Source organism: Kitasatospora sp. NPDC059577 (assembly GCF_042735475.1).
In the GTDB taxonomy this organism is placed as follows: Bacteria; Actinomycetota; Actinomycetes; order Streptomycetales; family Streptomycetaceae; genus Kitasatospora.
In genome coordinates this window covers 119,180-142,061 of sequence record NZ_JBHWBZ010000015.1, presented here as the reverse complement: position 1 = coordinate 142,061, position 22,882 = coordinate 119,180, and the positions used below count along the sequence as shown (strand labels likewise).

General features: G+C 71.4%; 17 protein-coding genes. All 17 read left to right on the top strand.

Annotated features, from left to right (window positions below; all coding sequences use genetic code 11):
- Window positions 1-235 precede the first annotated feature (235 nt).
- The 17 genes from rplK to ACFV0O_RS15400 all read left to right on the top strand — a co-directional run bounded on the left by rplK (window position 236) and on the right by ACFV0O_RS15400 (window position 22,822).
- Window positions 236-670 (top strand): 50S ribosomal protein L11, encoded by a 435-nt coding sequence (gene rplK / locus ACFV0O_RS15480; protein WP_360254583.1) that lies wholly within the window; start codon window positions 236-238, stop codon window positions 668-670.
- A 77-nt stretch (window positions 671-747) separates the two neighbouring features.
- Window positions 748-1,470, top strand: coding sequence for a 50S ribosomal protein L1 (rplA, locus tag ACFV0O_RS15475; protein ID WP_360254585.1), 723 nt, complete (start codon window positions 748-750; stop codon window positions 1,468-1,470).
- 201 nt (window positions 1,471-1,671) lie between these two features.
- Complete coding sequence (locus ACFV0O_RS15470; protein WP_380341378.1) at window positions 1,672-2,454, top strand: hypothetical protein; 783 nt, start codon at window positions 1,672-1,674, stop codon at window positions 2,452-2,454.
- A 126-nt stretch (window positions 2,455-2,580) separates the two neighbouring features.
- Entirely contained in the window at window positions 2,581-3,420 is an 840-nt protein-coding gene (locus tag ACFV0O_RS15465; RefSeq protein ID WP_380341375.1) for a hypothetical protein, read from the top strand.
- A 160-nt stretch (window positions 3,421-3,580) separates the two neighbouring features.
- Window positions 3,581-4,459: a hypothetical protein gene (locus ACFV0O_RS15460; RefSeq protein ID WP_380341373.1), complete on the top strand. Its 879-nt coding sequence runs from the start codon at window positions 3,581-3,583 to the stop codon at window positions 4,457-4,459.
- 445 nt (window positions 4,460-4,904) lie between these two features.
- The gene (rplJ, locus tag ACFV0O_RS15455; protein ID WP_045693068.1) at window positions 4,905-5,468 is read left to right on the top strand and encodes a 50S ribosomal protein L10; all 564 of its coding nucleotides are present in this window, start codon (window positions 4,905-4,907) and stop codon (window positions 5,466-5,468) included.
- An 88-nt stretch (window positions 5,469-5,556) separates the two neighbouring features.
- A complete protein-coding gene (gene rplL, locus ACFV0O_RS15450) occupies window positions 5,557-5,940 on the top strand; it encodes a 50S ribosomal protein L7/L12 (RefSeq protein WP_189916036.1) in 384 nt (127 codons plus the stop codon).
- Window positions 5,941-6,636: 696 nt separating this feature from the next.
- The gene (rpoB, locus tag ACFV0O_RS15445) at window positions 6,637-10,113 is read left to right on the top strand and encodes a DNA-directed RNA polymerase subunit beta (RefSeq protein WP_360254595.1); all 3,477 of its coding nucleotides are present in this window, start codon (window positions 6,637-6,639) and stop codon (window positions 10,111-10,113) included.
- Between the two features lie 100 nt (window positions 10,114-10,213).
- On the top strand, window positions 10,214-14,107 hold the full coding sequence (locus tag ACFV0O_RS15440) for a DNA-directed RNA polymerase subunit beta' (RefSeq protein WP_360254597.1): 3,894 nt from the start codon (window positions 10,214-10,216) through the stop codon (window positions 14,105-14,107).
- Window positions 14,108-14,367: 260 nt separating this feature from the next.
- A complete protein-coding gene (locus tag ACFV0O_RS15435) occupies window positions 14,368-15,042 on the top strand; it encodes a DUF4097 family beta strand repeat-containing protein (RefSeq protein ID WP_380341368.1) in 675 nt (224 codons plus the stop codon).
- A gap of 82 nt (window positions 15,043-15,124) precedes the next feature.
- Entirely contained in the window at window positions 15,125-16,312 is a 1,188-nt protein-coding gene (locus tag ACFV0O_RS15430; protein ID WP_380341366.1) for a sensor histidine kinase, read from the top strand.
- Complete coding sequence (locus tag ACFV0O_RS15425) at window positions 16,309-16,989, top strand: response regulator transcription factor (protein ID WP_360254603.1); 681 nt, start codon at window positions 16,309-16,311, stop codon at window positions 16,987-16,989. The genes ACFV0O_RS15430 and ACFV0O_RS15425 overlap by 4 nt, the downstream gene beginning before the upstream one ends.
- Before the next feature lie 290 nt (window positions 16,990-17,279).
- On the top strand, window positions 17,280-17,951 hold the full coding sequence (locus tag ACFV0O_RS15420; protein ID WP_380341363.1) for a hypothetical protein: 672 nt from the start codon (window positions 17,280-17,282) through the stop codon (window positions 17,949-17,951).
- Between the two features lie 308 nt (window positions 17,952-18,259).
- Window positions 18,260-19,000 carry an NAD-dependent deacetylase gene (locus tag ACFV0O_RS15415; protein WP_380341361.1) on the top strand — a complete coding sequence of 247 codons (741 nt, stop codon included), beginning with the start codon at window positions 18,260-18,262 and terminating at the stop codon, window positions 18,998-19,000.
- Between the two features lie 157 nt (window positions 19,001-19,157).
- Window positions 19,158-20,372, top strand: coding sequence for a cytochrome P450 (locus tag ACFV0O_RS15410; RefSeq protein ID WP_380341358.1), 1,215 nt, complete (start codon window positions 19,158-19,160; stop codon window positions 20,370-20,372).
- 27 nt (window positions 20,373-20,399) lie between these two features.
- Window positions 20,400-21,398: an ADP-ribosylglycohydrolase family protein gene (locus ACFV0O_RS15405; RefSeq protein ID WP_380341356.1), complete on the top strand. Its 999-nt coding sequence runs from the start codon at window positions 20,400-20,402 to the stop codon at window positions 21,396-21,398.
- A gap of 104 nt (window positions 21,399-21,502) precedes the next feature.
- Window positions 21,503-22,822, top strand: a complete 1,320-nt coding sequence (locus ACFV0O_RS15400) for a serpin family protein (RefSeq protein WP_380341354.1) — start codon at window positions 21,503-21,505, stop codon at window positions 22,820-22,822.
- The last annotated feature ends 60 nt before the right edge of the window (window positions 22,823-22,882 follow it).

Sequence of the window (22,882 nt, the reverse complement as noted above, 5' to 3'; positions counted from 1 at the left end):
GGCGGGGCTCTTGTTAGCGGCGCGGCCCCCCCGGGCCTCACAACCAGACCACCACAACAAAAACAATGTTGGCTCGGTTCTCCGGCCCGGGGCCGGGCCCGGGCCCCCCCCCCCGGATCCGTTTTGGTCCAGCGGCGCTGACGCGTTAGCCTGGTTCGATGTGTGTGCTGGCGGCCGGGTGTCGCCCCGGTTCCGCACGCACCAGCAATCACCTCTCGGAAGGACCCGGAGAGACATGCCTCCCAAGAAGAAGAAGGTCACGGGGCTTATCAAGCTCCAGATCAACGCCGGTGCGGCCAACCCGGCGCCGCCGGTCGGCCCCGCGCTGGGCCAGCACGGCGTCAACATCATGGAGTTCTGCAAGGCCTACAACGCTGCGACCGAGTCGCAGCGCGGCATGATCGTGCCGGTGGAGATCACGGTCTACGACGACCGTTCCTTCACCTTCGTCACGAAGACGCCGCCGGCCGCGCGCCTCATCCTGAAGGCCGCCGGTATCGAGAAGGGCTCCAGCGAGCCGCACAAGACCAAGGTCGCGAAGCTCACCAGCGCCCAGGTCCGCGAGATCGCCACCACGAAGATGCCCGACCTGAACGCCAACGACCTGGACGCGGCGGAGAAGATCATCGCCGGCACCGCCCGGTCGATGGGCATCACCGTCGAGGGCTGATCACCTTCTCGTCCCCTGTGGTAGGGCCTGCGCAGGCCCGTGAATACCACAACTCCAATCACCATTCAGGAGCAGCAGTGAAGCGCAGCAAGGCTCTGAAGGCCGCGGACGCCAAGGTCGACCGCGAGCGCCTTTACGCCCCCCTCGAGGCCGTCCGCCTCGCCAAGGCGACCAGCACCACCAAGTTCGACGGCACCGTCGAGGTCGCCATGCGTCTGGGCGTCGACCCGCGCAAGGCCGACCAGATGGTCCGCAGCACCGTGATCCTCCCGCACGGCACCGGTAAGACCGCTCGGGTCCTGGTCTTCGCGACCGGCGAGCGTGCCGAGGCCGCGCGTGCTGCGGGTGCCGACATCGTCGGTGCCGACGAGCTGATCGACGAGGTCGCGAAGGGCAAGCTGGACTTCGACGCCGTCGTCGCCACCCCGGACCTCATGGGCAAGGTCGGCCGCCTCGGCCGCGTGCTCGGTCCCCGTGGTCTGATGCCGAACCCGAAGACCGGCACCGTGACCCCGGACGTCGCCAAGGCTGTCAACGACATCAAGGGCGGCAAGATCGAGTTCCGCGTCGACAAGCACTCGAACCTGCACTTCATCATCGGTAAGGCCTCCTTCACCGACGAGCAGCTGGTCGAGAACTACGCCGCCGCGCTGGACGAGGTGCTCCGCGCCAAGCCGTCCGCCGCCAAGGGCCGCTACATCAAGAAGACCGCGTTCTCGACCACCATGGGCCCCGGCATCCTGGTGGACCCGAACCGCACCCGCAACCTCCTCACCGAGGAGGACCCGGCCGCGGTCTGAGCCCCAGTGCTCTAGAGCAGTCCGTACGGCGGGCCCGTACCCCCTTCACCGGGGGTGCGGGCCCGCCGTCGTTCCCGCCGCGGGGCCCGCGGTCCGGGCCGGTCGCGGGGACCGGGACCTGCACGGATGGGAACAAGTGCCCGAAGCGTCGTACGCTCTGTCGGTCAGCATGTGGAGAACCCGTGACCGACGGAGTGTGCCGTGCCGCCCGCCCCCCGCTCCGCCGCCCTGGTGGCGGCCCTGCTGCTGCTCGGCGCCGGCTCCGGCTGCAGCCTGCTGGCCGCACCGGCCACCCGTACCCCCGGCTCCCCGGCGGCCGTACCGCCCAAGCAGGTGGTGCTCTCGGCCGCGCAGGCCCTGGACGACGCGGGCGGTGCCCGGATCGAGGTGGTGCGGGAGGGCCCGGCCGGTCGGCGCACCGCGAGCGGCACGCTGGTCTGGGGCCCCCGGGACGAGGCCGAGCTGACCGTCACCGACGAGGCGGGCACCGGGCAGCTGGTGATGAAGGACGGTGCCATCGACCTGTCCTACGGGGGCGGTGCGGCCAAGCACGCCGAGCGGGCCACCGCCGAGGCGCTGGACCCGACGGCCGGCCCGGCCCCGGACGGTTACGCGGGCGGCTGGACGACCGCGCTGGTCACCGCCCCGGGCAGCCGCGCGTACGCGATCGCGCAGAGCGTCAAACTCGGTTCGCTCGGCGCCGAGGAACTGGCCGGCACGACCGTGGCGCACTACCAGGGCTCCGCACCGGTGGAGGAGTTCTTCGCTGCGGACCCGGAGTCGAGCCCGCAGCGGCGTGCCGCGACGGTGGACTGGTACCGGCAGCACGGGGTGACGGCGATCGCCTTCGACGTCTGGGTGGGACCCGGCGAGCGGTTGCTCCGGCTGCGCGAGACGGTCCGGGGGAGCGACGGAACCACCGTGACCACGACCGACGTCCCCTCCTCCGGCACGGACGACGCGACACCCGCCGCAGGAGGCTGACCGGAGGCCCGGAATCCGCTGCGTGGCGGCTCCGACGATCCGTTAGAGTCCGGCTGGGCAATGCCTGGGAAGAGCTGACAATCGGCTCTTCCGTGAAGCTGTTACGGATCTCACGGGGGTACCTCCATGCGCGCTGTGCGCCTCGCTTCGGTCGTCGCGACGACGGCCGTCCTGCTCGGTGCGGTCACCGCCTGCGGTGGCAGCAAGGGCGGCAACGACGCCAAGGGCGGTGACGCCAAGGGGGGCGACCCCATCGCGGCGGCGCTGACCGGGGACCCGAAGGCGGCGCTGACCGCCTCCGCGCTGGTGATGCAGAAGGCCGGCAACGGCAAGGTCAGCATGGTCAGCCCGGACGACAGCAAGGGCGGCGGCACCGGCGACGCCGACTGGAAGGAGCCGGGCAAGGCCTCCGTCGACCTGGTCGGCGACATGGGCGGCAAGAAGCTCAAGATCCGGGTGATCGGGCCGGACGCCTACCTCGGCACGGACGACGCGGCCGCGGCCCTGGGCGGCAAGCACTGGGTCAAGCTGCCCGCCGGCAACGAGGCCGGCGACGGCTTCCGGGCGGCCGGCCAGATGCTGAACCCGGTCGTCCTGCTCACCGTCGCGGCCCAGAGCGGCAAGCTGTCCAAGGTCGGCGAGGAGACCCTGGACGGCGCCCAGACCACCCACCTGAAGGCGGTCGAGGACACCGCCACCCTGGTGGCCGGGATGGCGGCGCTCCCCGAGGAGCAGCGCAAGGTCGTCCAGAAGACGCTGGAGCAGGACGGCAAGACCCTCACCTTCGACTTCTGGCTGAACGGCAAGCAGGAACTCGTCCAGTACCAGGAGTACGGCGACGCGAACGGCCCGAAGCAGGCCGTCACCGTCAAGTACTCCGGCCTCGGCAAGGCCGCCGCGATCACCGCGCCCGCCGCCACCGACCTCGGCAGCGAGGCCGACCTGCTGAAGCTGCTCGCGGGCTGATCGGCCCGGGCCCGTGACCGGGCCCGCTCGGCCGACCGGTGGATCCGGCCGGGTCCGCGCGATCCGACCAGGGGGCCGCCACCCGCCGGGCCGGGGACGGGTGGCATGGTGGCCGGACGAGGACGGCCGCCGGACGGGGCCGGCGACGAAGGGAACGGACGTGGCGGGACGGCAGCGGTTGGCGGCAGTGGCCGTCGTCGCCCTGCTGGCGAGCGGGCTGAGCGGATGCGGCGGCGGGGACGACGCGACCGCCACGCCGTCCGGCAGTCCGACCCCGACCAGCGTCTCGCCGACCGGATCCCTTCCGACCGGCCCGGCCAAGCCGACCGACCGCTCCCCGCACGGGGTGCTGCTCTCCGCCCAGCTGGCCATGCAGACCGCCCGCCGCGCCAAGGTCAGCTACCGGCTCGGCGCGGACGCCGGGTCGGGTCCGCTGTTCTGGGCGCCCAAGACGGCGCTGCAGATCAAGCGCTCCACCCCGGCCGACGCCGAACAGCTGATCGTCGTGGACACCGTCGCCTACCAGGGCGGCGACGCCGCCACCGCGGCCCGCCAGGGCGGTAAGCACTGGGAGCGCTTCACCGTCCCGCCGGACCCGGACGGCCACAAGGAGATCCCGTACGCCGGCCTGGTCGACCTGCTGAACCCGGTCGAGGCGCTGGCCGCGGCCACCGCCGACGGGGTGGACCCCGCCTTCGTCGGCGAGGAGAAGTACGAGGACTCGACCGTCGAGCACTACCGGGTCACCACCACCGCCGAGAAGTACGCGGCCGCCCAGACCCAGCTGAGCCAGACCCGACGGGACGGCCTGCGGGCCGCGCTCGCGCCCGGCGGCTCGCTCTCGCTCACCGTGGACCTCTGGCTCAACGACAAGGACCAGCTGGTCCGGCTCCAGCGCACCGGCAGCGGGGACAGCGGCCGGGCGGACGACTCGGTGCTCTACACCGACCTCGCCGGGGCGCTGCTCTCGGCGCAGGCGCCGGCCGAGGCGGACACCGCCGACACCGGCGTCCGGACGGTCCCGCCGCCGGCTCGCTGAGCCCGCCGAGCCCCGCCGGGCCCGGCAGGGCGTCCCCGGAACCGCTCCGGAACCGCTCCGGAACTGCTCCGGAACCACTCCGGAACCGCCCGGGAGGCCGTTCCGGGCCGGTCCGTCCGAGGGTGATTTGCACCTGGGGAACGCCTCCGGCTAATCTGGCCGAAGCCAAAGACCGCTGGTTGTCGCCGCGCCCCCGCAAGGGAGTCGGTGGCCGAAGGATCTGCGATTCGTCGCAGGCAGCCCGCGCAGGTGCGTCTGGAGCTTCGACTTCCGGGTCCCGCGTTCGCGTGGGTGTCCGTCGAGGTCGTTCCGAGCCCCGTGCCCCTGCGCACCGGGGCTCGTTGCATTTCTGCAAGAGCTTCCTTCCGTCCGGTCGGTCCGCGGCGACATTGGTCGACTTTCGCGGTCGGCCCGAATTCGACATCACGGAAGGAGGCGTAAGCCTATGGCCAGGCCCGACAAGGCTGCCGCCGTCGCCGAGATCACGGACAAGTTCCGTGGCTCCTCTGCGGCGCTGCTGACCGAGTACCGCGGTCTCTCGGTGAAGCAGGTCAAGACCCTGCGTCGCTCGCTCGGCGACAACGCCGAGTACGCCGTGGTGAAGAACACGCTGACCAAGATCGCGGCCAATGAGGTCGGGATCACGGAGCTCGACGACCTGTTCAACGGTCCGACGGCTGTCGCCTTCGTCACCGGTGACCCGGTGGAGTCGGCGAAGGCTCTGCGTGACTTCGCCAAGGAGAACCCCGCTCTCATCATCAAGGGCGGTGTCCTTGACGGTAAGGCGCTGTCCGCCGATGAGATCAAGAAGCTCGCGGACCTCGAGTCCCGCGAGGTGCTGCTCGCCAAGCTGGCGGGTGCCCTGAAGGCCAAGCAGTCCCAGGCTGCCGCGCTCTTCCAGGCCCTGCCGTCGAAGCTCGTCCGCACTGTGGACGCGCTGCGCGACAAGGTCGAGCAGGGCGGTGCCGGTACGCCGGCTCCCGCCGCCGAGGACGCTGCCGCCGAGTAATTCGGCAGGCTCACGCCTCGCTGCGGGCCCGTGCCCGCCCAACCCGTACATCCGGCACCACCTGCCGATTTAGTGGAAGGACGCCATCATGGCGAAGCTGACCCAGGACGAGCTGCTCGCGCAGTTCGAGGAGCTCACCCTCATCGAGCTCGCTGCCTTCGTGAAGGCCTTCGAGGAGAAGTTCGACGTCACCGCTGCCGCCCCGGTCGCCGTTGCCGCCGCCGGTGCTGCCGGCCCGGCCGCCGAGGCCGTTGAGGAGCAGGACGAGTTCGACGTCATCCTCGACGGTGCCGGCGACAAGAAGATCCAGGTCATCAAGGAGGTGCGCACCCTGACCTCCCTCGGCCTGAAGGAGGCCAAGGACCTCGTTGACACCGCTGGTGCCAAGGTCCTGGAGAAGGTTGCCAAGGACGTTGCCGAGAAGGCCAAGGCTGCCCTTGAGGGTGCCGGCGCCAAGGTCACCGTCAAGTGATCTTGCGCCCCCTCTGAGGGGGCGTGCGGCCGGGCCGATCACCCTTGCGGGTGGTCGGCCCGGCCTTTTCGCGTTCCCGGGGGCGGGGCCGGCCGCCGGCCGCGTTCCGCCGTCCGGGTCGACGCGTTCCACCGGTGTGGCCGATCGCGCACTCGGCACCGTCGGTGGCGAGAGGTATGGTGATCACCGTCGTCGGGTGGCCCCCACCACGGGTTCTGTAACGCGGGAGGGGTCCGGGCCGATGAACGGGGTGAGGCCCGCGCCGTCGGCGGGCCCTTGACGAACCAGGCGCGGCGCGCGATTCTCAAGGCGCGAGTCCGCCCGGTTGGTCCGCTGCTGGATGCATAACCAGTGGCTCCGGCGGGAAATGACTCCACGTGAGTTAGAGCAGTACCCGGTGGGCGTCCGCGCTCCCCGGCTACCGGGAGGAGTCTCCGATTCGGTCTCCGAATCAGAGCTGGACAGCAGTGTGGCCTTTGGCTACACTGTCCCTTTGCGCTGCCTGTTAGCTGCTCCGTGACTCGTCGCCCGGAGTTTGCGTTGCCCTGAAGGGGTCTGGCATCGCCTCCGCAAAGCGGCTCTGACCTGGGGTTTCGACCCCGGCGGAGGCCGGTGGCGATGGAGGCGGGACCAAGCCCAAGCAGGCCCGGCTGGTACGCGCGTAGTGAGCTCCGAGCCCTCGGAAGGACCCCCCTCTTGGCCGCGCCGCGCAACGCCTCGAACAATTCCGCCGCATCCACCGCCCCGCTCCGCGTCTCGTTCGCGAAGATCAAGGAGCCCCTCGAGGTCCCGAACCTCCTGGCCCTGCAGACCGAGAGCTTTGACTGGCTGCTCGGCAACGCGGCCTGGAAGTCCCGGGTCGAGGCGGCCCTGGAGAGTGGTCAGGACGTCCCCACCAAGTCCGGTCTGGAGGAGATCTTCGAGGAGATCTCGCCGATCGAGGACTTCAGCGGGTCGATGTCCCTGACCTTCCGCGACCACCGTTTCGAGCCGCCGAAGAACTCCATTGACGAGTGCAAGGACCGCGACTTCACGTTCGCGGCCCCGCTCTTCGTCACGGCTGAGTTCACCAACAACGAGACCGGTGAGATCAAGTCTCAGACGGTCTTCATGGGCGACTTCCCGCTCATGACCCACAAGGGCACGTTCGTGATCAACGGCACCGAGCGTGTCGTCGTCTCGCAGCTGGTCCGCTCCCCGGGTGTGTACTTCGACTCCACCCTGGACAAGGTGTCCGACAAGGACATCTACTCCTGCAAGGTCATCCCCTCGCGTGGTGCCTGGCTGGAGATGGAGATCGACAAGCGCGACATGGTCGGCGTCCGCATCGACCGCAAGCGCAAGCAGTCCGTCACCGTGCTGCTCAAGGCGCTCGGCTGGACCAACGAGATGATTCTCGAGGAGTTCGGCGAGTACGAGTCGATGCGCGCCACCCTGGAGAAGGACCACACCCAGGGCCAGGACGACGCGCTGCTGGACATCTACCGCAAGCTGCGTCCGGGCGAGCCGCCGACGCGTGAGGCCGCGCAGACCCTGCTCGAGAACCTCTACTTCAACCCGAAGCGCTACGACCTCGCGAAGGTCGGCCGCTACAAGGTCAACCGCAAGCTGGGCAACGCCGAGTCGCTGGACTCCGGCGTGCTCACCGAGCCCGACATCATCGGTGCGATCAAGTACCTGGTGAAGCTGCACGCGGGCGAGACCGAGTGGCGTGACGGCGAGGGCCGCGACATCGTGGTCGAGGTCGACGACATCGACCACTTCGGCAACCGTCGCCTGCGCAACGTCGGCGAGCTCATCCAGAACCAGGTCCGTACGGGTCTCGCCCGTATGGAGCGCGTCGTGCGCGAGCGCATGACCACCCAGGACGTCGAGGCGATCACGCCGCAGACCCTGATCAACATCCGGCCGGTCGTCGCCTCCATCAAGGAGTTCTTCGGCACCAGCCAGCTGTCGCAGTTCATGGACCAGACGAACCCGCTGTCGGGCCTGACCCACAAGCGTCGTCTGTCCGCCCTCGGCCCCGGCGGTCTCTCCCGTGAGCGCGCCGGCTTCGAGGTCCGTGACGTGCACCCCTCGCACTACGGCCGCATGTGTCCGATCGAGACCCCCGAAGGCCCGAACATCGGTCTGATCGGGTCGCTGGCCTCGTACGGCCGGGTCAACGCCTTCGGCTTCATCGAGACCCCGTACCGCAAGGTCGTCGACGGTGTGGTCACCGAGCAGGTGGACTACCTGACCGCCGACGAGGAGGACCGCTACGTCATCGCGCAGGCGAACGCCCCGCTGACGGCGGAGCTGACCTTCGCCGAGCCGCGTGTCCTCGTCCGCCGCCGTGGCGGCGAGATCGACTACATCCCGGGCTCCGAGATCGACTACATGGACGTCTCGCCGCGCCAGATGGTGTCGGTCGCGACCGCCATGATCCCGTTCCTCGAGCACGACGACGCCAACCGCGCGCTCATGGGCTCGAACATGATGCGTCAGGCGGTGCCGCTGCTGAAGAGCGAGGCCCCGCTGGTCGGCACCGGCATGGAGTACCGCTGCGCCGTCGACGCCGCCGACGTCATCACCGCCGAGAAGGCCGGTGTCGTCCAGGAGGTCTCGGCCGACTACGTCACCGTGGCCAACGACGACGGCACGTACACCACGTACCGCGCCGCCAAGTTCACCCGCTCCAACCAGGGCACCGCCTTCAACCAGAAGGTGCTCGTGGACGAGGGCGCCCGGGTCGAGGTCAACCAGGTGCTGGCCGACGGCCCCTGCACCGACGAGGGCGAGATGGCCCTCGGCAAGAACCTGCTCGTGGCGTTCATGTCGTGGGAGGGTCACAACTACGAGGACGCGATCATCCTGTCGCAGCGCCTCGTGCAGGACGACGTCCTCTCCTCGATCCACATCGAGGAGCACGAGGTCGACGCCCGTGACACCAAGCTCGGCCCCGAGGAGATCACCCGGGACATCCCGAACGTCTCCGAGGAGGTCCTCGCCGACCTCGACGAGCGCGGCATCATCCGCATCGGCGCCGACGTCGTCACCGGCGACATCCTGGTCGGCAAGGTCACCCCGAAGGGCGAGACCGAGCTGACCCCCGAGGAGCGCCTGCTCCGCGCGATCTTCGGTGAGAAGGCCCGTGAGGTCCGCGACACCTCGCTGAAGGTGCCGCACGGTGAGTCCGGCAAGGTCATCGGCGTCCGCGTCTTCGACCGCGAAGAGGGCGACGAGCTGCCCCCGGGCGTCAACCAGCTGGTCCGCGTCTACGTGGCCCAGAAGCGCAAGATCACCAACGGTGACAAGCTCGCCGGCCGTCACGGCAACAAGGGCGTCATCTCCAAGATCCTGCCGGTCGAGGACATGCCGTTCCTGGAGGACGGCACCCCGGTCGACATCATCCTCAACCCGCTGGGCGTCCCGTCCCGAATGAACCCGGGACAGGTCCTGGAGATCCACCTCGGGTGGCTCGCCAAGCAGGGCTGGGACGTCTCCGGCCTCGCCGACGAGTGGGCCCAGCGCCTGCAGGCGATCGGCGCCGACCAGGTCGACGGTGGCACCAACCTCGCCACCCCGGTCTTCGACGGCGCCCGCGAGGACGAGATCACCGGCCTGCTGGACAACACCACCCTCACCCGTGACGGTGAGCGCCTGGTGAACTCCACCGGCAAGGCCCGGCTGTTCGACGGCCGCTCCGGCGAGCCGTTCCCGATGCCGGTCTCGGTCGGCTACATGTACATCCTCAAGCTGCACCACCTGGTCGACGACAAGCTGCACGCCCGTTCGACCGGTCCGTACTCGATGATCACCCAGCAGCCGCTCGGTGGTAAGGCGCAGTTCGGTGGTCAGCGCTTCGGTGAGATGGAGGTGTGGGCCCTTGAGGCGTACGGCGCGGCCTACGCGCTGCAGGAGCTGCTCACCATCAAGTCCGACGACGTGCTCGGCCGCGTGAAGGTCTACGAGGCCATCGTCAAGGGCGAGAACATCCCCGAGCCCGGCATTCCCGAGTCCTTCAAGGTCCTCATCAAGGAAATGCAGTCGCTCTGCCTCAACGTGGAGGTGCTGTCCTCGGACGGCCAGTCCATCGAGATGCGGGACTCCGACGAGGACGTGTTCCGCGCCGCCGAGGAGCTCGGCATCGACCTGTCCCGGCGCGAGCCGAGCAGCGTCGAAGAGGTCTGACGGAGGCCGGGCCGGCCGCACGACCGCGGCCGGCCCGCCCCCAGGCCCCCCTCAGACCACATGAACGACTCTCGACTTACGAAAGAGGGCTTGACGACCAGTGCTTGACGTCAACTTCTTCGACGAGCTCCGCATCGGCCTGGCCACCGCCGACGACATCCGCCAGTGGTCGCACGGCGAGGTCAAGAAGCCGGAGACCATCAACTACCGCACCCTGAAGCCGGAAAAGGACGGGCTCTTCTGCGAGAAGATCTTCGGCCCCACCCGGGACTGGGAGTGCTACTGCGGCAAGTACAAGCGCGTCCGCTTCAAGGGCATCATCTGTGAGCGCTGCGGCGTCGAGGTGACCCGCGCCAAGGTGCGCCGCGAGCGGATGGGCCACATCGAGCTGGCCGCCCCGGTCACCCACATCTGGTACTTCAAGGGTGTCCCGTCCCGTCTGGGCTACCTGCTGGACCTGGCGCCGAAGGACCTCGAGAAGGTCATCTACTTCGCCGCCTACATGATCACCTGGGTCGACGACGAGCGCCGCCAGCGCGACCTGCCGTCCCTGGAGGCGCACGTCTCGGTCGAGCGCCAGCAGATCGAGAACCGCCGCGACTCCGACCTCGAAGGCCGTGCCAAGAAGGCCGAGACCGACCTGGCCGAGCTGGAGGCCGAGGGCGCCAAGGCCGACGTGCGCCGCAAGGTGCGCGAGGGCGCCGAGCGCGAGATGAAGCAGCTGCGCGACCGCGCGCAGCGCGAGCTCGACCGCCTCGACGAGGTGTGGGCCCGCTTCAAGAACCTCAAGGTCCAGGACCTCGAGGGCGACGAGCTGCTCTACCGCGAGCTGCGCGACCGCTTCGGCACCTACTTCTCCGGCTCGATGGGCGCGGCGGCCCTCAAGGACCGCCTCGAGAACTTCGACCTGGCGGAGGAGTCCGAGCGCCTGCGCGAGATCATCCGCACCGGCAAGGGCCAGAAGAAGACCCGTGCGCTGAAGCGCCTCAAGGTCGTCTCCGCGTTCCTGCAGACCACCAACAAGCCCAACGGCATGGTGTTGGACTGCGTCCCGGTCATCCCGCCGGACCTGCGTCCGATGGTGCAGCTGGACGGTGGCCGCTTCGCGACCTCCGACCTGAACGACCTGTACCGCCGCGTGATCAACCGCAACAACCGCCTGAAGCGCCTCCTCGACCTCGGTGCCCCCGAGATCATCGTGAACAACGAGAAGCGCATGCTCCAGGAGGCCGTCGACGCGCTGTTCGACAACGGCCGCCGCGGCCGTCCGGTCACCGGCCCGGGCAACCGCCCGCTGAAGTCCCTCAGCGACATGCTGAAGGGCAAGCAGGGTCGTTTCCGTCAGAACCTGCTCGGCAAGCGAGTCGACTACTCGGCCCGTTCGGTCATCGTCGTCGGCCCGCAGCTCAAGCTGCACCAGTGCGGTCTGCCGAAGGCCATGGCGCTGGAGCTCTTCAAGCCGTTCGTGATGAAGCGCCTGGTCGACCTGAACCACGCGCAGAACATCAAGTCGGCCAAGCGCATGGTCGAGCGCGCCCGTCCGGTCGTGTGGGACGTCCTCGAAGAGGTCATCGCCGAGCACCCGGTCCTGCTGAACCGTGCGCCCACCCTGCACCGCCTCGGCATCCAGGCCTTCGAGCCGCAGCTGGTCGAGGGCAAGGCCATCCAGATCCACCCGCTCGTCTGCACCGCGTTCAACGCGGACTTCGACGGTGACCAGATGGCCGTCCACCTGCCGCTCTCCGCGGAGGCGCAGGCCGAGGCCCGCATCCTGATGCTGTCCTCGAACAACATCCTGAAGCCGGCCGACGGTCGCCCCGTCACCATGCCGACCCAGGACATGGTGCTGGGCCTGTTCTTCCTCACCTCGGACCGCGACAACGTGAAGGGCGCCGGCCGCACCTTCTCGTCGACCGCCGAGGCGATCATGGCCTTCGACGCCCGCGACCTGGACGTCCAGGCCCCGATCGAGCTGCGCCTGCCGGCCGGCACCGTCCCGCCGCGCGGCTGGGCCGCTCCGGTGGACGAGGACGGCCAGCCGACCTGGTACGAGGGCGAGCCCTTCCGCCTGACCACCACCCTGGGCCGCGCGCTCTTCAACGAGCTGCTGCCCGAGGACTACCCGTTCGTCGACTACGAGGTGGGCAAGAAGCAGCTCTCCGCGATCGTCAACGACCTGGCGGAGCGCTACCCCAAGGTCGTCGTCGCGGCGACCCTGGACAACCTGAAGGCGGCCGGCTTCCACTGGTCGACCCGCTCGGGCGTCACCGTCTCGATCTCGGACGTCGTCGTCCCGCCGAACAAGCCCCAGATCCTCGAGGGCTACGAGGCGAAGGCGGAGAAGGTCCAGCGTCAGTACGAGCGCGGCCTGATCACCAACGACGAGCGCAAGCAGGAGCTCATCGGCATCTGGACCCAGGCGACCAACGAGGTCGCCGAGGCCATGAACGTGAACTTCCCGAAGACGAACCCCATCTTCATGATGGTCGACTCGGGTGCTCGCGGAAACATGATGCAGATGCGCCAGATCGCCGGTATGCGTGGTCTGGTGTCGAACGCCAAGAACGAGACCATCCCGCGACCCATCAAGGCGTCGTTCCGTGAGGGTCTCACCGTGCTGGAGTACTTCATCTCCACCCACGGTGCCCGTAAGGGTCTGGCCGACACCGCCCTCCGTACCGCCGACTCCGGCTACCTCACCCGTCGTCTGGTCGACGTCTCCCAGGACGTCATCATTCGCGAGGAGGACTGCGGCACCGAGCGCGGCCTGAAGCTGGCGATCGGCTCCGTGGGTGCGGACGGCGTGCTGCGCAAGGCCGACGACGTCGAGACCAGCGTGTACGCCCGCATGCTCGCCGAAGACATCACCATCGACGGCAAGCTGCTGGCCACCGCGAACACCGACCTCGGTGACGTGCTGATCGACGAGCTGATCCGCCACGGCATCGGCGAGGTCAAGACCCGCTCGATCCTGACCTGTGAGTCGGCCGTCGGCACCTGCGCCATGTGCTACGGGCGTTCGCTGGCCACCGGCAAGCTGGTCGACATCGGTGAGGCGGTCGGCATCATCGCCGCCCAGTCCATCGGTGAGCCCGGTACCCAGCTGACGATGCGTACCTTCCACACCGGTGGTGTGGCCGGTGACGACATCACCCAGGGTCTGCCGCGTGTCGTCGAGCTCTTCGAGGCCCGTACCCCCAAGGGTGTGGCCCCGATCTCGGAGGCCACCGGCCGGGCGCGGATCGAGGACACCGAGAAGACCCGCAAGATCGTCATCACCCCGGACGACGGCAGCGACGAGATCGCCTACCCGGTCTCCAAGCGTGTGAAGCTGCTGGTCAGCGAGGGCGAGGCGGTCGAGGTCGGCCAGAAGCTGACCATGGGTGCCACCAACCCGCACGACGTCCTGCGCATCATGGGCCAGCGTGCCGTCCAGGTCCACCTGGTCGCCGAGGTCCAGAAGGTCTACAACTCGCAGGGCGTGTCGATCCACGACAAGCACATCGAGATCATCATCCGGCAGATGCTCCGCCGCGTGACGATCATCGAGTCGGGCGACGCCGAGCTGCTCCCGGGCGAGCTCGTCGAGCGCGGCCGCTTCGAGACCGAGAACCGTCGTGTGGTCGCCGAGGGCGGTCACCCCGCCTCCGGCCGTCCGCAGCTGATGGGTATCACCAAGGCCTCGCTGGCCACCGAGTCCTGGCTGTCGGCCGCCTCCTTCCAGGAGACGACCCGGGTCCTCACCGACGCGGCGATCCACGCCAAGTCGGACCCGCTGCTGGGCCTCAAGGAGAACGTCATCCTCGGTAAGCTCATCCCGGCCGGTACGGGTCTGCCCCGCTACCGCAACATCCGGGTCGAGCCGACCGAAGAGGCCAAGGCCGCGATGTACTCGGCCGTCGGCTACGACGACTACGACCTGTCGCCCTTCGGCGCCGGCTCCGGCCAGGCCGTTCCGCTGGACGACTACGACTACGGCCCGTACACCGGCTGAGTCCCCCTCCTCGCCCGTCATCGGGCAGGAGTGGCCCAGGTCACTGATCGCAGGGCGGTCACCCCTCACGGGGTGGCCGCCCTGCGGCGTTTCCGGGCTGCGGGGCCGCGGGGCCGCGGGTTCCGAGCCGCGGGCGGCGGGCCGGCGGCTCACCCGTGCGGGGGAGGGGCAGGAACCGCTCCGGGGAGGGAGGTGGGGGAGGGCGCGGGCGGGGGAGGGTTCTCGGTGTCGGGATGACGGGCTTGCGAAGGGGGCCGGGGATGAAGCGGGTACTGGGCGCGATGGCGATCACGGCGGGGGTGCTGGCCGGGATGTCGGGCTGTCTGCCGATCGGGGACGACCAGGAGCACCGGACGGTCGGCTACGGGGTGGCGGAGCCGGTCAGGGAGCTGGTGGTCGAGGGGGAGAACGGCGGTGTGGTGGTGAACGGCGGCGGTGACGCCGTGCACGTCGTCGAGAACCAGAACTACCGGGGGGACGCGCCGAAGAGCACGCACGAGGTCAAGGACGGCGTGCTCCGGCTGACGTACGACTGCGACCACTGCGGGATCGGGTACACCGTGCAGGTGCCGGCCGGGACCAAGGTGCGGGTGAAGGAGACCAACGGCGGGATCAAGCTGACCGGGCTGGCCGCCGAGGTGGACGTGGACGTCAAGAACGGCGGGGTCGAGGCGAGCGGGCTGACCTCCCCGCGGGCGAAGCTGACCGCGGTGAACGGCGGGGTGCGGGCCGATTTCGCGGCCGCGCCGTCGAAGGTGGAGGCGACGACCTCGAACGGCGGCGTGCGGGTCACGGTGCCGACCGGGGAGGCGTACGCGGTGGACGCGCACGCCTCGGTCGGCGGGGTGGACGTGGGCATCCCCTCGCAGCAGGGGGCGGCGCGCAGCATCACCGCTCGGGCGGAGACCGGCGGCGTGACGGTCAGCGGTGCCTGACCGGGCCGTACCGGAGGCCCTGCCGGTAGGGCATGATCTTCTCCGCGGGGGCGGTGTCCCCGGCTACGGGGGAGGTAGCGGGGTGGAGCGTGCGTCGGGCCGGTCGAACCGGCCGGCCGGGCTGGGGCCGTACGTGCTGGACCCGCTGCTGGCGGTGGCCGCGGCCGGGGTCGCGGTGTGGGCGGTGTCCCAGGACGAGACGGCCCGGCCGTGGTGGATCTACCTGCTCGCGGTGACGACCGCCCTGCCGCTGCCCTGGCGGCGCCGGGGACCGCTGACGGTGCTGCTGCTGGCGACGGCGCCGGCGCTGGTGATCTCGGTCGTGGCGCACTCGGCGAACCCCCAGGTGCCACTGTCCGGGGTGATCGCCCTGTACACGGTGGCGGAGCGCTCCTCGGACCGGATGCGGTGGAGCGTGCTGGCCGTGGTGGTGGCCGGCAACGTCCTCGGCACCCACTCGCCGAACGGCGCGCTGTTCAGCCTCGTCACCTCCGTCGGCACCTTCGTCTTCGGCTCGCTGGTGCGTGCCCAGCGGCAGTTGGCCCGGGTGCAGGCGGAGCGGGCCCGGGAAGCCGGTGAGCGGGCGGCGAGCGACGCGGCGCGGGCGGTCGCGGAGGAGCGGGCCAGGATCGCCCGGGAGATGCACGACATCCTGGCGCACGCCGTCTCGTTGATGGTGATCCAGGCCGAGGCCGGGCCGGTGGTGGTGCGCAGCGATCCGGACCGGGCGATCCGCGCGTTCGACGCCATCGGTGACGCCGGCCGGGACGCGATGGTCCAACTGCGGAGAGTGCTCGGCGTGTTGAAGGATCCGGAGGCGGGCCGGCAGCTGGCGCCGCAGCCCCGGCTGGCCGAACTCGCCGACGTGGCCGAGCGGGTGCGCGGAGCCGGCCTGCGGGTCGAGATCGAACTCCCCGACGGGAAGGGCGGGTTGCCCGCCGATGTGGAAGCTGCGGCGTACCGGATCGTGCAGGAGGCGCTGACCAACACGGTCAAGCACGCCGGGGCCGACCGGGCGGCGGTCCGGGTCCGGCGGACCGGGGAGGTGCTGGAGGTCGTGGTCTCCGACAACGGCCACGGGGTGCCGCCGACGGCCGGCCGTGCGGTGGTCGGCTGGTCCGGCGGGCGCGGGCTGGTCGGCATCCGCGAGCGGGCGGCGGCCTGCGGCGGGCGGGCCGAGGCCGGCCCGGGACCGGAGGGAAGGGGTTTCGTGGTGAGCGCCCGGCTGCCGCTGCAGGCGGGCGGAAGAGCGGAAGGGGTGGGCGGATGACGCCGATTCGGGTGGTCGTCGCGGACGACCAGGAGCTGGTGCGGGCCGGGTTCGGGATGATCCTGGACGCGCAGCCGGACATCGAGGTGGTGGCCGAGGCGGCCGACGGCGCCGAGGCGGTGGAAGCGGTCCGCGCGCACGGCCCCGACGTGCTGCTGCTGGACGTCCGGATGCCGGTGATGGACGGGCTGGAGGCCGCCCGCCGGGTGTGCGCGGAGTTCCCGTCCACCAAGGTGATCATGCTGACCACCTTCGACATCGACGACTACGTCTTCGACGCGCTGTACGCGGGGGCCAGTGGCTTCCTGCTGAAGGACGTCCGGCGGGACGACCTGGCGCACGGGGTGCGCATGGTCGCCTCGGGGGAGGCGCTGCTCGCTCCCTCGGTGACCAGGCGGCTGATCGGCGAGTTCGCCGCCCGGCGGCCGGGGGCGCCGGAGCGGGCGGTGCGTCCGCCGTCCAAGCTGCTGGAGCAGCTGACCCTGCGCGAGCAGGAGACGCTGCGGCTGATCGCGCGCGGGCTGTCCAACGCCGAGATCGCGGCCGAGCTGGTGGTCAGCGAGCACACGGTGAAGACGCACGTCAGCAATGTGCTGGGCAAGCTCGGGCTGCGGGACCGGGTGCACGCGGTGGTGTTCGCGTACGAGGCGGGCGCGGTGGTGGTGGGGGAGTCCTGAGGGCCGGGGGTCCTGAGCGCCGGGGGTCCTGTGGGCGGGGGTCCTGAGCGCCGGGGGTCCTGTGGGCGGGGGTCCTGAGCGCCGGGGGTCCTGTGGGCGGGGGTCCTGAGGCCCGGGTTCGGGGCGTGGGGTTCGGGGCGTGGGGTTCGGGGTGTGCGGGCTCCCGCGTGGCGGCGGGCTCCCTCGTGCGGGGGAGGCCGGGAGTTCGCCGGTGCGGGCGATCCGCGAGGAGAGCCCGGACCGGGAGGCTCTGGGGTGTCGGACAGGCCCACACCACTGGAGATCGTCAGATGAACGCCACTCGCGCCGCCCAGGCCACCCGAACCACCCGCACCGGTCGCGCCGCCCGGCCCGCCCGCACCGCGGACCTCACCCGCGTCACCCCGCTCGCCGTCGTGGGAGCCCCCGCCCTGATGGCCCTCTACGGCGGCATCCGCCTGGTGCCGGGCTCCCGCGAGCCGGGCCTCGGCTGGACGGCCGGTCACACCGCGATGTTCGCCGGACTGCTCCTCTTCGCCCCCGTCTTCCTCGTCCTGCGCCGCAAGCTCGCCCCGCACGGCACGGCCGGGCGGATCGCGGCCGGGGCGGCGACGGCGACCGCCTTCGTGGGGCTGCTCTGCTCGCTGGCGCAGATCGGGATCGACCTGGTCGTCGGCCTCGCGGCGGCGGACAAGGCCGAGCAGGCGCGGCTGTTCGACCGGGTGCAGGGCGTCCCCGGGGTCCTGCCGGCCGTCTACCAGGTCGGCCCGCTGCTCTTCTACGTCGGCCTGCTGGCGCTGCTGACCGCCGTCGCGGTCGGCCGCTCCCGGACGCTGCGCTGGTGGAGCCCGGTGCTGGTGCTGCTCGGCACCCTCGCCTCGGGGGTCGACCTGGCCCTCATCCCGCTCGCCGCCGCCTGCTACCTGGTCGCGCTGGCCCCGCTCGCCCGCCCGGTGTCCGCACCGCGGCCGGTGCTCGTCTGACCGCGGCGCGACGCCGCTCGGCCCGTCCGGAACACCGGCCCGCGCCGGATGAACGGCGACCCCGGCCCGCGCGCGGTGAACGGCAGCCCGGCCCGAGCGGGGTGAACGGCGGCCCGGCCCGAGCGGGGTGAACGGCGGCCCGGCCCGAGCGGGGTGAACGGCGACCCCGGCCCGCGCGCGGTGAACGGCAGCCCGGCCCGAGCGGGGTGAACAGCGGCCCCGGCCCGCGCCGGACGAGGCGGTCGTGCCCGCGGCCGTACCCGGATTTTCGGTGGCCGGGGGAGGGCCCGTGGCCGTAGCGTCCGGGCATGAACGCGAAGCGACCCCTGATCGCCGTGCTCACCGGCGCGGGCATCTCGACCGATTCCGGCATCCCCGACTACCGCGGCCCGCAGGGGTTGTGGCAGAAGGACCCGTCGGCGCAGGAGCTGGTCACCATCGGGCCGTACCGGGAGGATCCGGAGATCCGGCGGCGGGCCTGGCGGATGCGGCTGGAGACGGGCGCGCTGGCCGCAGAGCCGAACGCCGGGCACCGCGCGCTGGTCGACCTGGAGCGCTCCGGGCTGCCGCTGCGGGTGCTCACCCAGAACGTGGACGGGCTGCACCAGGCGGCCGGGCTGAGCGGCCGCAAGGTGCTCGAACTGCACGGCACCGCACGGGAGGTGCAGTGCCTGCGCTGCCGGGTGGTCGGCTCGATGGCGGATGCGCTGGCGCGGGTCGAGGCGGGCGAGCCGGACCCGGCGTGCCGGGAGTGCGGGGGGATCCTCAAGCCGCGGACGGTGATGTTCGGCGAGAACCTGGACCCGGAGGTGCTCGGGCAGGCCGACTCGATCGCGCGGGCCTGCGACGTCTTCGTCGCGGTCGGCACCAGCCTGCAGGTGTTCCCGGTGGCGGCGCTGCCGTACAACGCGGTGAAGACCGGGGCGCGGCTGATCATCCTGAACGCCGAGCCGACGCCGTACGACGAGGCGGCGGACGAGGTGATCCGGGAGCCGATCTCGGAGGCGCTGCCCGAGCTGGTGCGGCGGCTGGTGACGGAGCGCGCCTGAGCGGGCCGAGCGGGCCGAGCGACCGGGGGCCGAGGAGGCGGGGCCGGGGGCCGGGGTCGGGGGAACGGGCAAGGGCCGGAAGGGTCTTATCCACGGACGGACCGCCTGCGTACGATGATCCTTCCGGCTTCCCCTCACGGCCTGGAGTGATCGACCGATGACGACGACGGCGAAGTTCGACCCCTGGTCGGCGGCGTTCGTGGCCCACCCGTACGACGCGTACGCCGAGCTGCGCGCCCACGCGCCGGTGACGTACTTCGAGCCGACGAACCAGTGGCTCGTCTCACGCCACGAGGACGTCAGCGCGCTGCTGCGCGACCGACGGCTCGGCCGCACCTACACCCACCGCTTCAGCCACGCGGAGTTCGGCCGCCCCGAGCCCGACCCGGCGCACGAGCCCTTCCACACCCTGAACGACCACGGCCTGCTCGACCTGGAGGCGCCCGACCACACCCGGATCCGCCGGCTGGTCTCCAAGGCCTTCACCCCGCGCATGGTCGAGGGCCTGCGCCCGACCGTCCGGCGCCTGGCCGGCGAGCTGGTCGACGACCTGCTCGCGGCCGGCGGCGGCGACCTGATCGCCACCGTCGCCGAGCCGCTGCCGGTCGCCGTGATCGCCGAGATGCTCGGCGTCCCGGAGGGCGACCGGCACCTGCTGCGGCCGTGGTCCGCCGACATCACCGGGATGTTCGAACTCAACCCGACCGAGGAGACCGCCCGCCGGGCCGTCGCCGCGAGCACCGAGTTCTCCGACTACCTGCGCGCCCTGATCCGCGAGCGCCGGTCGGAACCGGGCGAGGACCTGATCAGCGCGCTCATCCGGGCCCAGGAGGGCTCCGACGCGCTCAGCGAGCAGGAAATGGTCTCCACCTGCGTGCTGCTGCTCAACGCCGGCCACGAGGCGACCGTCAACACCACCGGCAACGGCTGGTGGGCGCTGTTCCGCAACCCCGGTGAACTCGCCCGGCTGCGCGGCTCGGTGGACGAGCTGCTACCCACCGCGATCGAGGAACTGATGCGCTGGGACACCCCGCTGCAGATGTTCGAACGCTGGGTCCTGGACGACATCGAGGTCCGCGGCGTCACCATCCCGCGCGGCTCCGAGATCGCCCTGCTCTTCGGCTCCGCCAACCGCGACCCCGAGCGCTTCGCCGACCCCGACCGCCTCGACCTCGGCCGCACCGACAACCCGCACGTCACCTTCGGCGCCGGAATCCACTTCTGTCTGGGCGCCCCGCTTGCCAGACTGGAACTCACCGAGTCCTACGGCACCCTGCTGCGCCGGGCCCCGGGCCTGCGGCTCGTCCGCGAGCCCGAGTGGAGCCCGGGCTACGTGATCCGAGGGCTCAAGGAACTGCCGGTCGAGGTCTGACGGGGCGACGGAACAGGGGGAAGTGCCGTGGGCAAGGCGACAGGAGCACTGCTGGGGCTGGCGATCGGGGACGCGATCGGCCGGGTGACGGAGTTCAGGACCGTCGAGGCGATCGCCGCCGACCATCCGGACTGGCGGCGGCTCCCGCTGCCCGCCAGGGCGTTGGTCACCGACGACACCCAGATGACGCTGGCCCTCGGCCGAGGCCTGCGCACCGCCCTGGCACGCGGGCCGCTGACCCCGCTGCGCCTGGAGCGGCCCGTCCGCGAGGAGTTCGTCGACTGGTGGCGCTCCCCGGAGAACAACCGCGCCCCCGGCATGACCTGCCTGCGTTCCTGCGAACGGCTGAGCCACGACGGGGTCCGCTGGCAGCAGGCGAGCGACGTCGGCTCCAAGGGCTGCGGCGCCAACATGCGGGTCGCCCCGATCGGGCTGGTCCGCGAACTGGACGCCCGACAGCTCGCCGGTGCCGCCCAGCTGCAGTCCGCGCTCACCCACGGCCACCCCACCGCGCTCGCCGCCAGCGACCTGACCGCGTACGCCGTCCGCAAGCTCGCCGAGGGCCTGCCGCCGGCCGACCTGCCCGCGGTGCTGCGGGCGTACGCGCTGGCGAGCCGGGAGCGGTACGACGAGTTCTGGCTCGGGGACCTCGCCGCCCACTGGTACGGCCCCTCGCCGCAGGCCGTCATCGCCCGCGGCTGGGACGACTGCCTGGCGGTGCTCGACCAGCTGGACGCCGCGCTCGCCGCCCCGGATCCGGAGGCCGACCCCTGCCTGGCCACCGGCGAGGGCTGGGTCGCCGAGGAGGCCTTCGGCACCGGCCTGCTCTGCTTCCTGCTGCTGCCGGACGACCCGGTGGCCGCCGTCCGCCGGGCCGCCTACTCCAGTGGCGACTCCGACTCCCTCGCCTGCCTGACCGGCGCCTTCGCGGGCGCCCACCACGGCGAGACGGTCTGGCCCGCCGAGTGGGTGGAGCGGATCGAGCACCGGGACGAGCTGCTGGAGCTCGGAGCGCTCTGGGACTGAGCGGAAGCGGGCGGGGACGGGCGGGACAGCCGGCCGGCGGGCGCCGGGGAACCGGTCCGCCGGGCGCCGGGGAACCGGTCCGCGGGGTCGCGCGTCGAAGGGCCATGACGAACCGCAGCACCGGAACCCGTCGTCCACCCCGTCGTCCGGCGGCGCTGCTCCTCGCCGCCGCGCTCGCTGCACCACTGCTCGCCGGGTGCGGCAGCAAGGGAGCCGCCGCGCCCGCGGAGCTCCGGGCCTCGGCGCCCGCGAGCCGCCCGGCGGCCGACCCGGCCCAGGTGGCCGCGACCGCGACCGCCACCGACGCCTTCGGCCTCGACCTCCTGCACACCCTCAGCGCGCGGCCCGACGCCGCCGGCCGCAACCTCGTCGTCTCGCCGTCCGGCCTGGCCACCGTGCTCGCCATGCTGCTGCCCGGTGCCCGCGGCGCCACCGCCGACGAGCTCGCCAAGGCCCTGCACACCGAACTCACCCCGCAGCAGTACGCCCTCGCCACCGGCGCGCTGAACCGCGGGACCCCCTCCGCCGGCGGACTCACCCTGCGCCAGAGCGACGACCTCTGGACCCAGCAGGGCTTCCCGGTGCAGCCGGACTACCTGGCCACCCTGGCCGCCGCCTTCGACACCGGCGTGCACCCCGTCGACTTCGCCAAGGACCCGGACGGCTCGCGCAAGAGCGTCAACGCGGCCGTGGAGAAGGCCACCGAGGGCCGCATCAAGGACCTCTTTGCCCCGAACACCATCACCCCGGCCACCCGGCTGGTGCTCACCGACGCGCTCTACCTCAAGGCCAAGTGGGCCTCCGCGTTCAAGCCCGCACAGACCGCCGACCGCCCGTTCCACAGGCTGGACGGCTCCGCCCCGGCCGTCCCCTCGATGAGCCAGACCGGCGAGTTCAAGTACGCCGAGGGCTCCGGCGGGATCGTCGGCGAACCCTGGCAGGCCGTCGAACTCCCTTACGCGGACGGCGGGTTGGTGATGGATCTGATCGTCCCCGCGCAGGGCGGCTTCGCGGCCTTCGACAAGGGCCTGGACCAGCCCCAGCTCGACCGGATCCTCGGTGCCCTCGCCGAGCGGCGCGTCGACCTGCAGCTTCCGCGCTTCCACTTCGACACGTCCAACGAGCTCACCCCGGCGCTGCGCTCGCTCGGCGTGAACGCGGTCTTCGACCGGGCCGACCTCAGCGGCATCGCCAAGGAACCGCTCGCCGTCAGCACCGTGGTGCAGAAGGCCACCGTCGAGGTCGACGAGGACGGCACGGTCGCGGCCGCGGGCAGCGGCGTCGGGGTCGCCGCGGCGGCCGCGCCGGCCCAGGACCAGACCGCCCAGCTGCACATCGACCGGCCGTTCCTGTTCCTGATCAGGGACACCCACGGCGGGCGGCCGCTGTTCCTGGGTCAGGTCGCCGACCCCGCGGCGCGGTAGTCACCGGGCCGGCCGGGTGCCGCGCGGAGGGCCCCCGGGTCGGCCGGGCGCCGAGGCGGC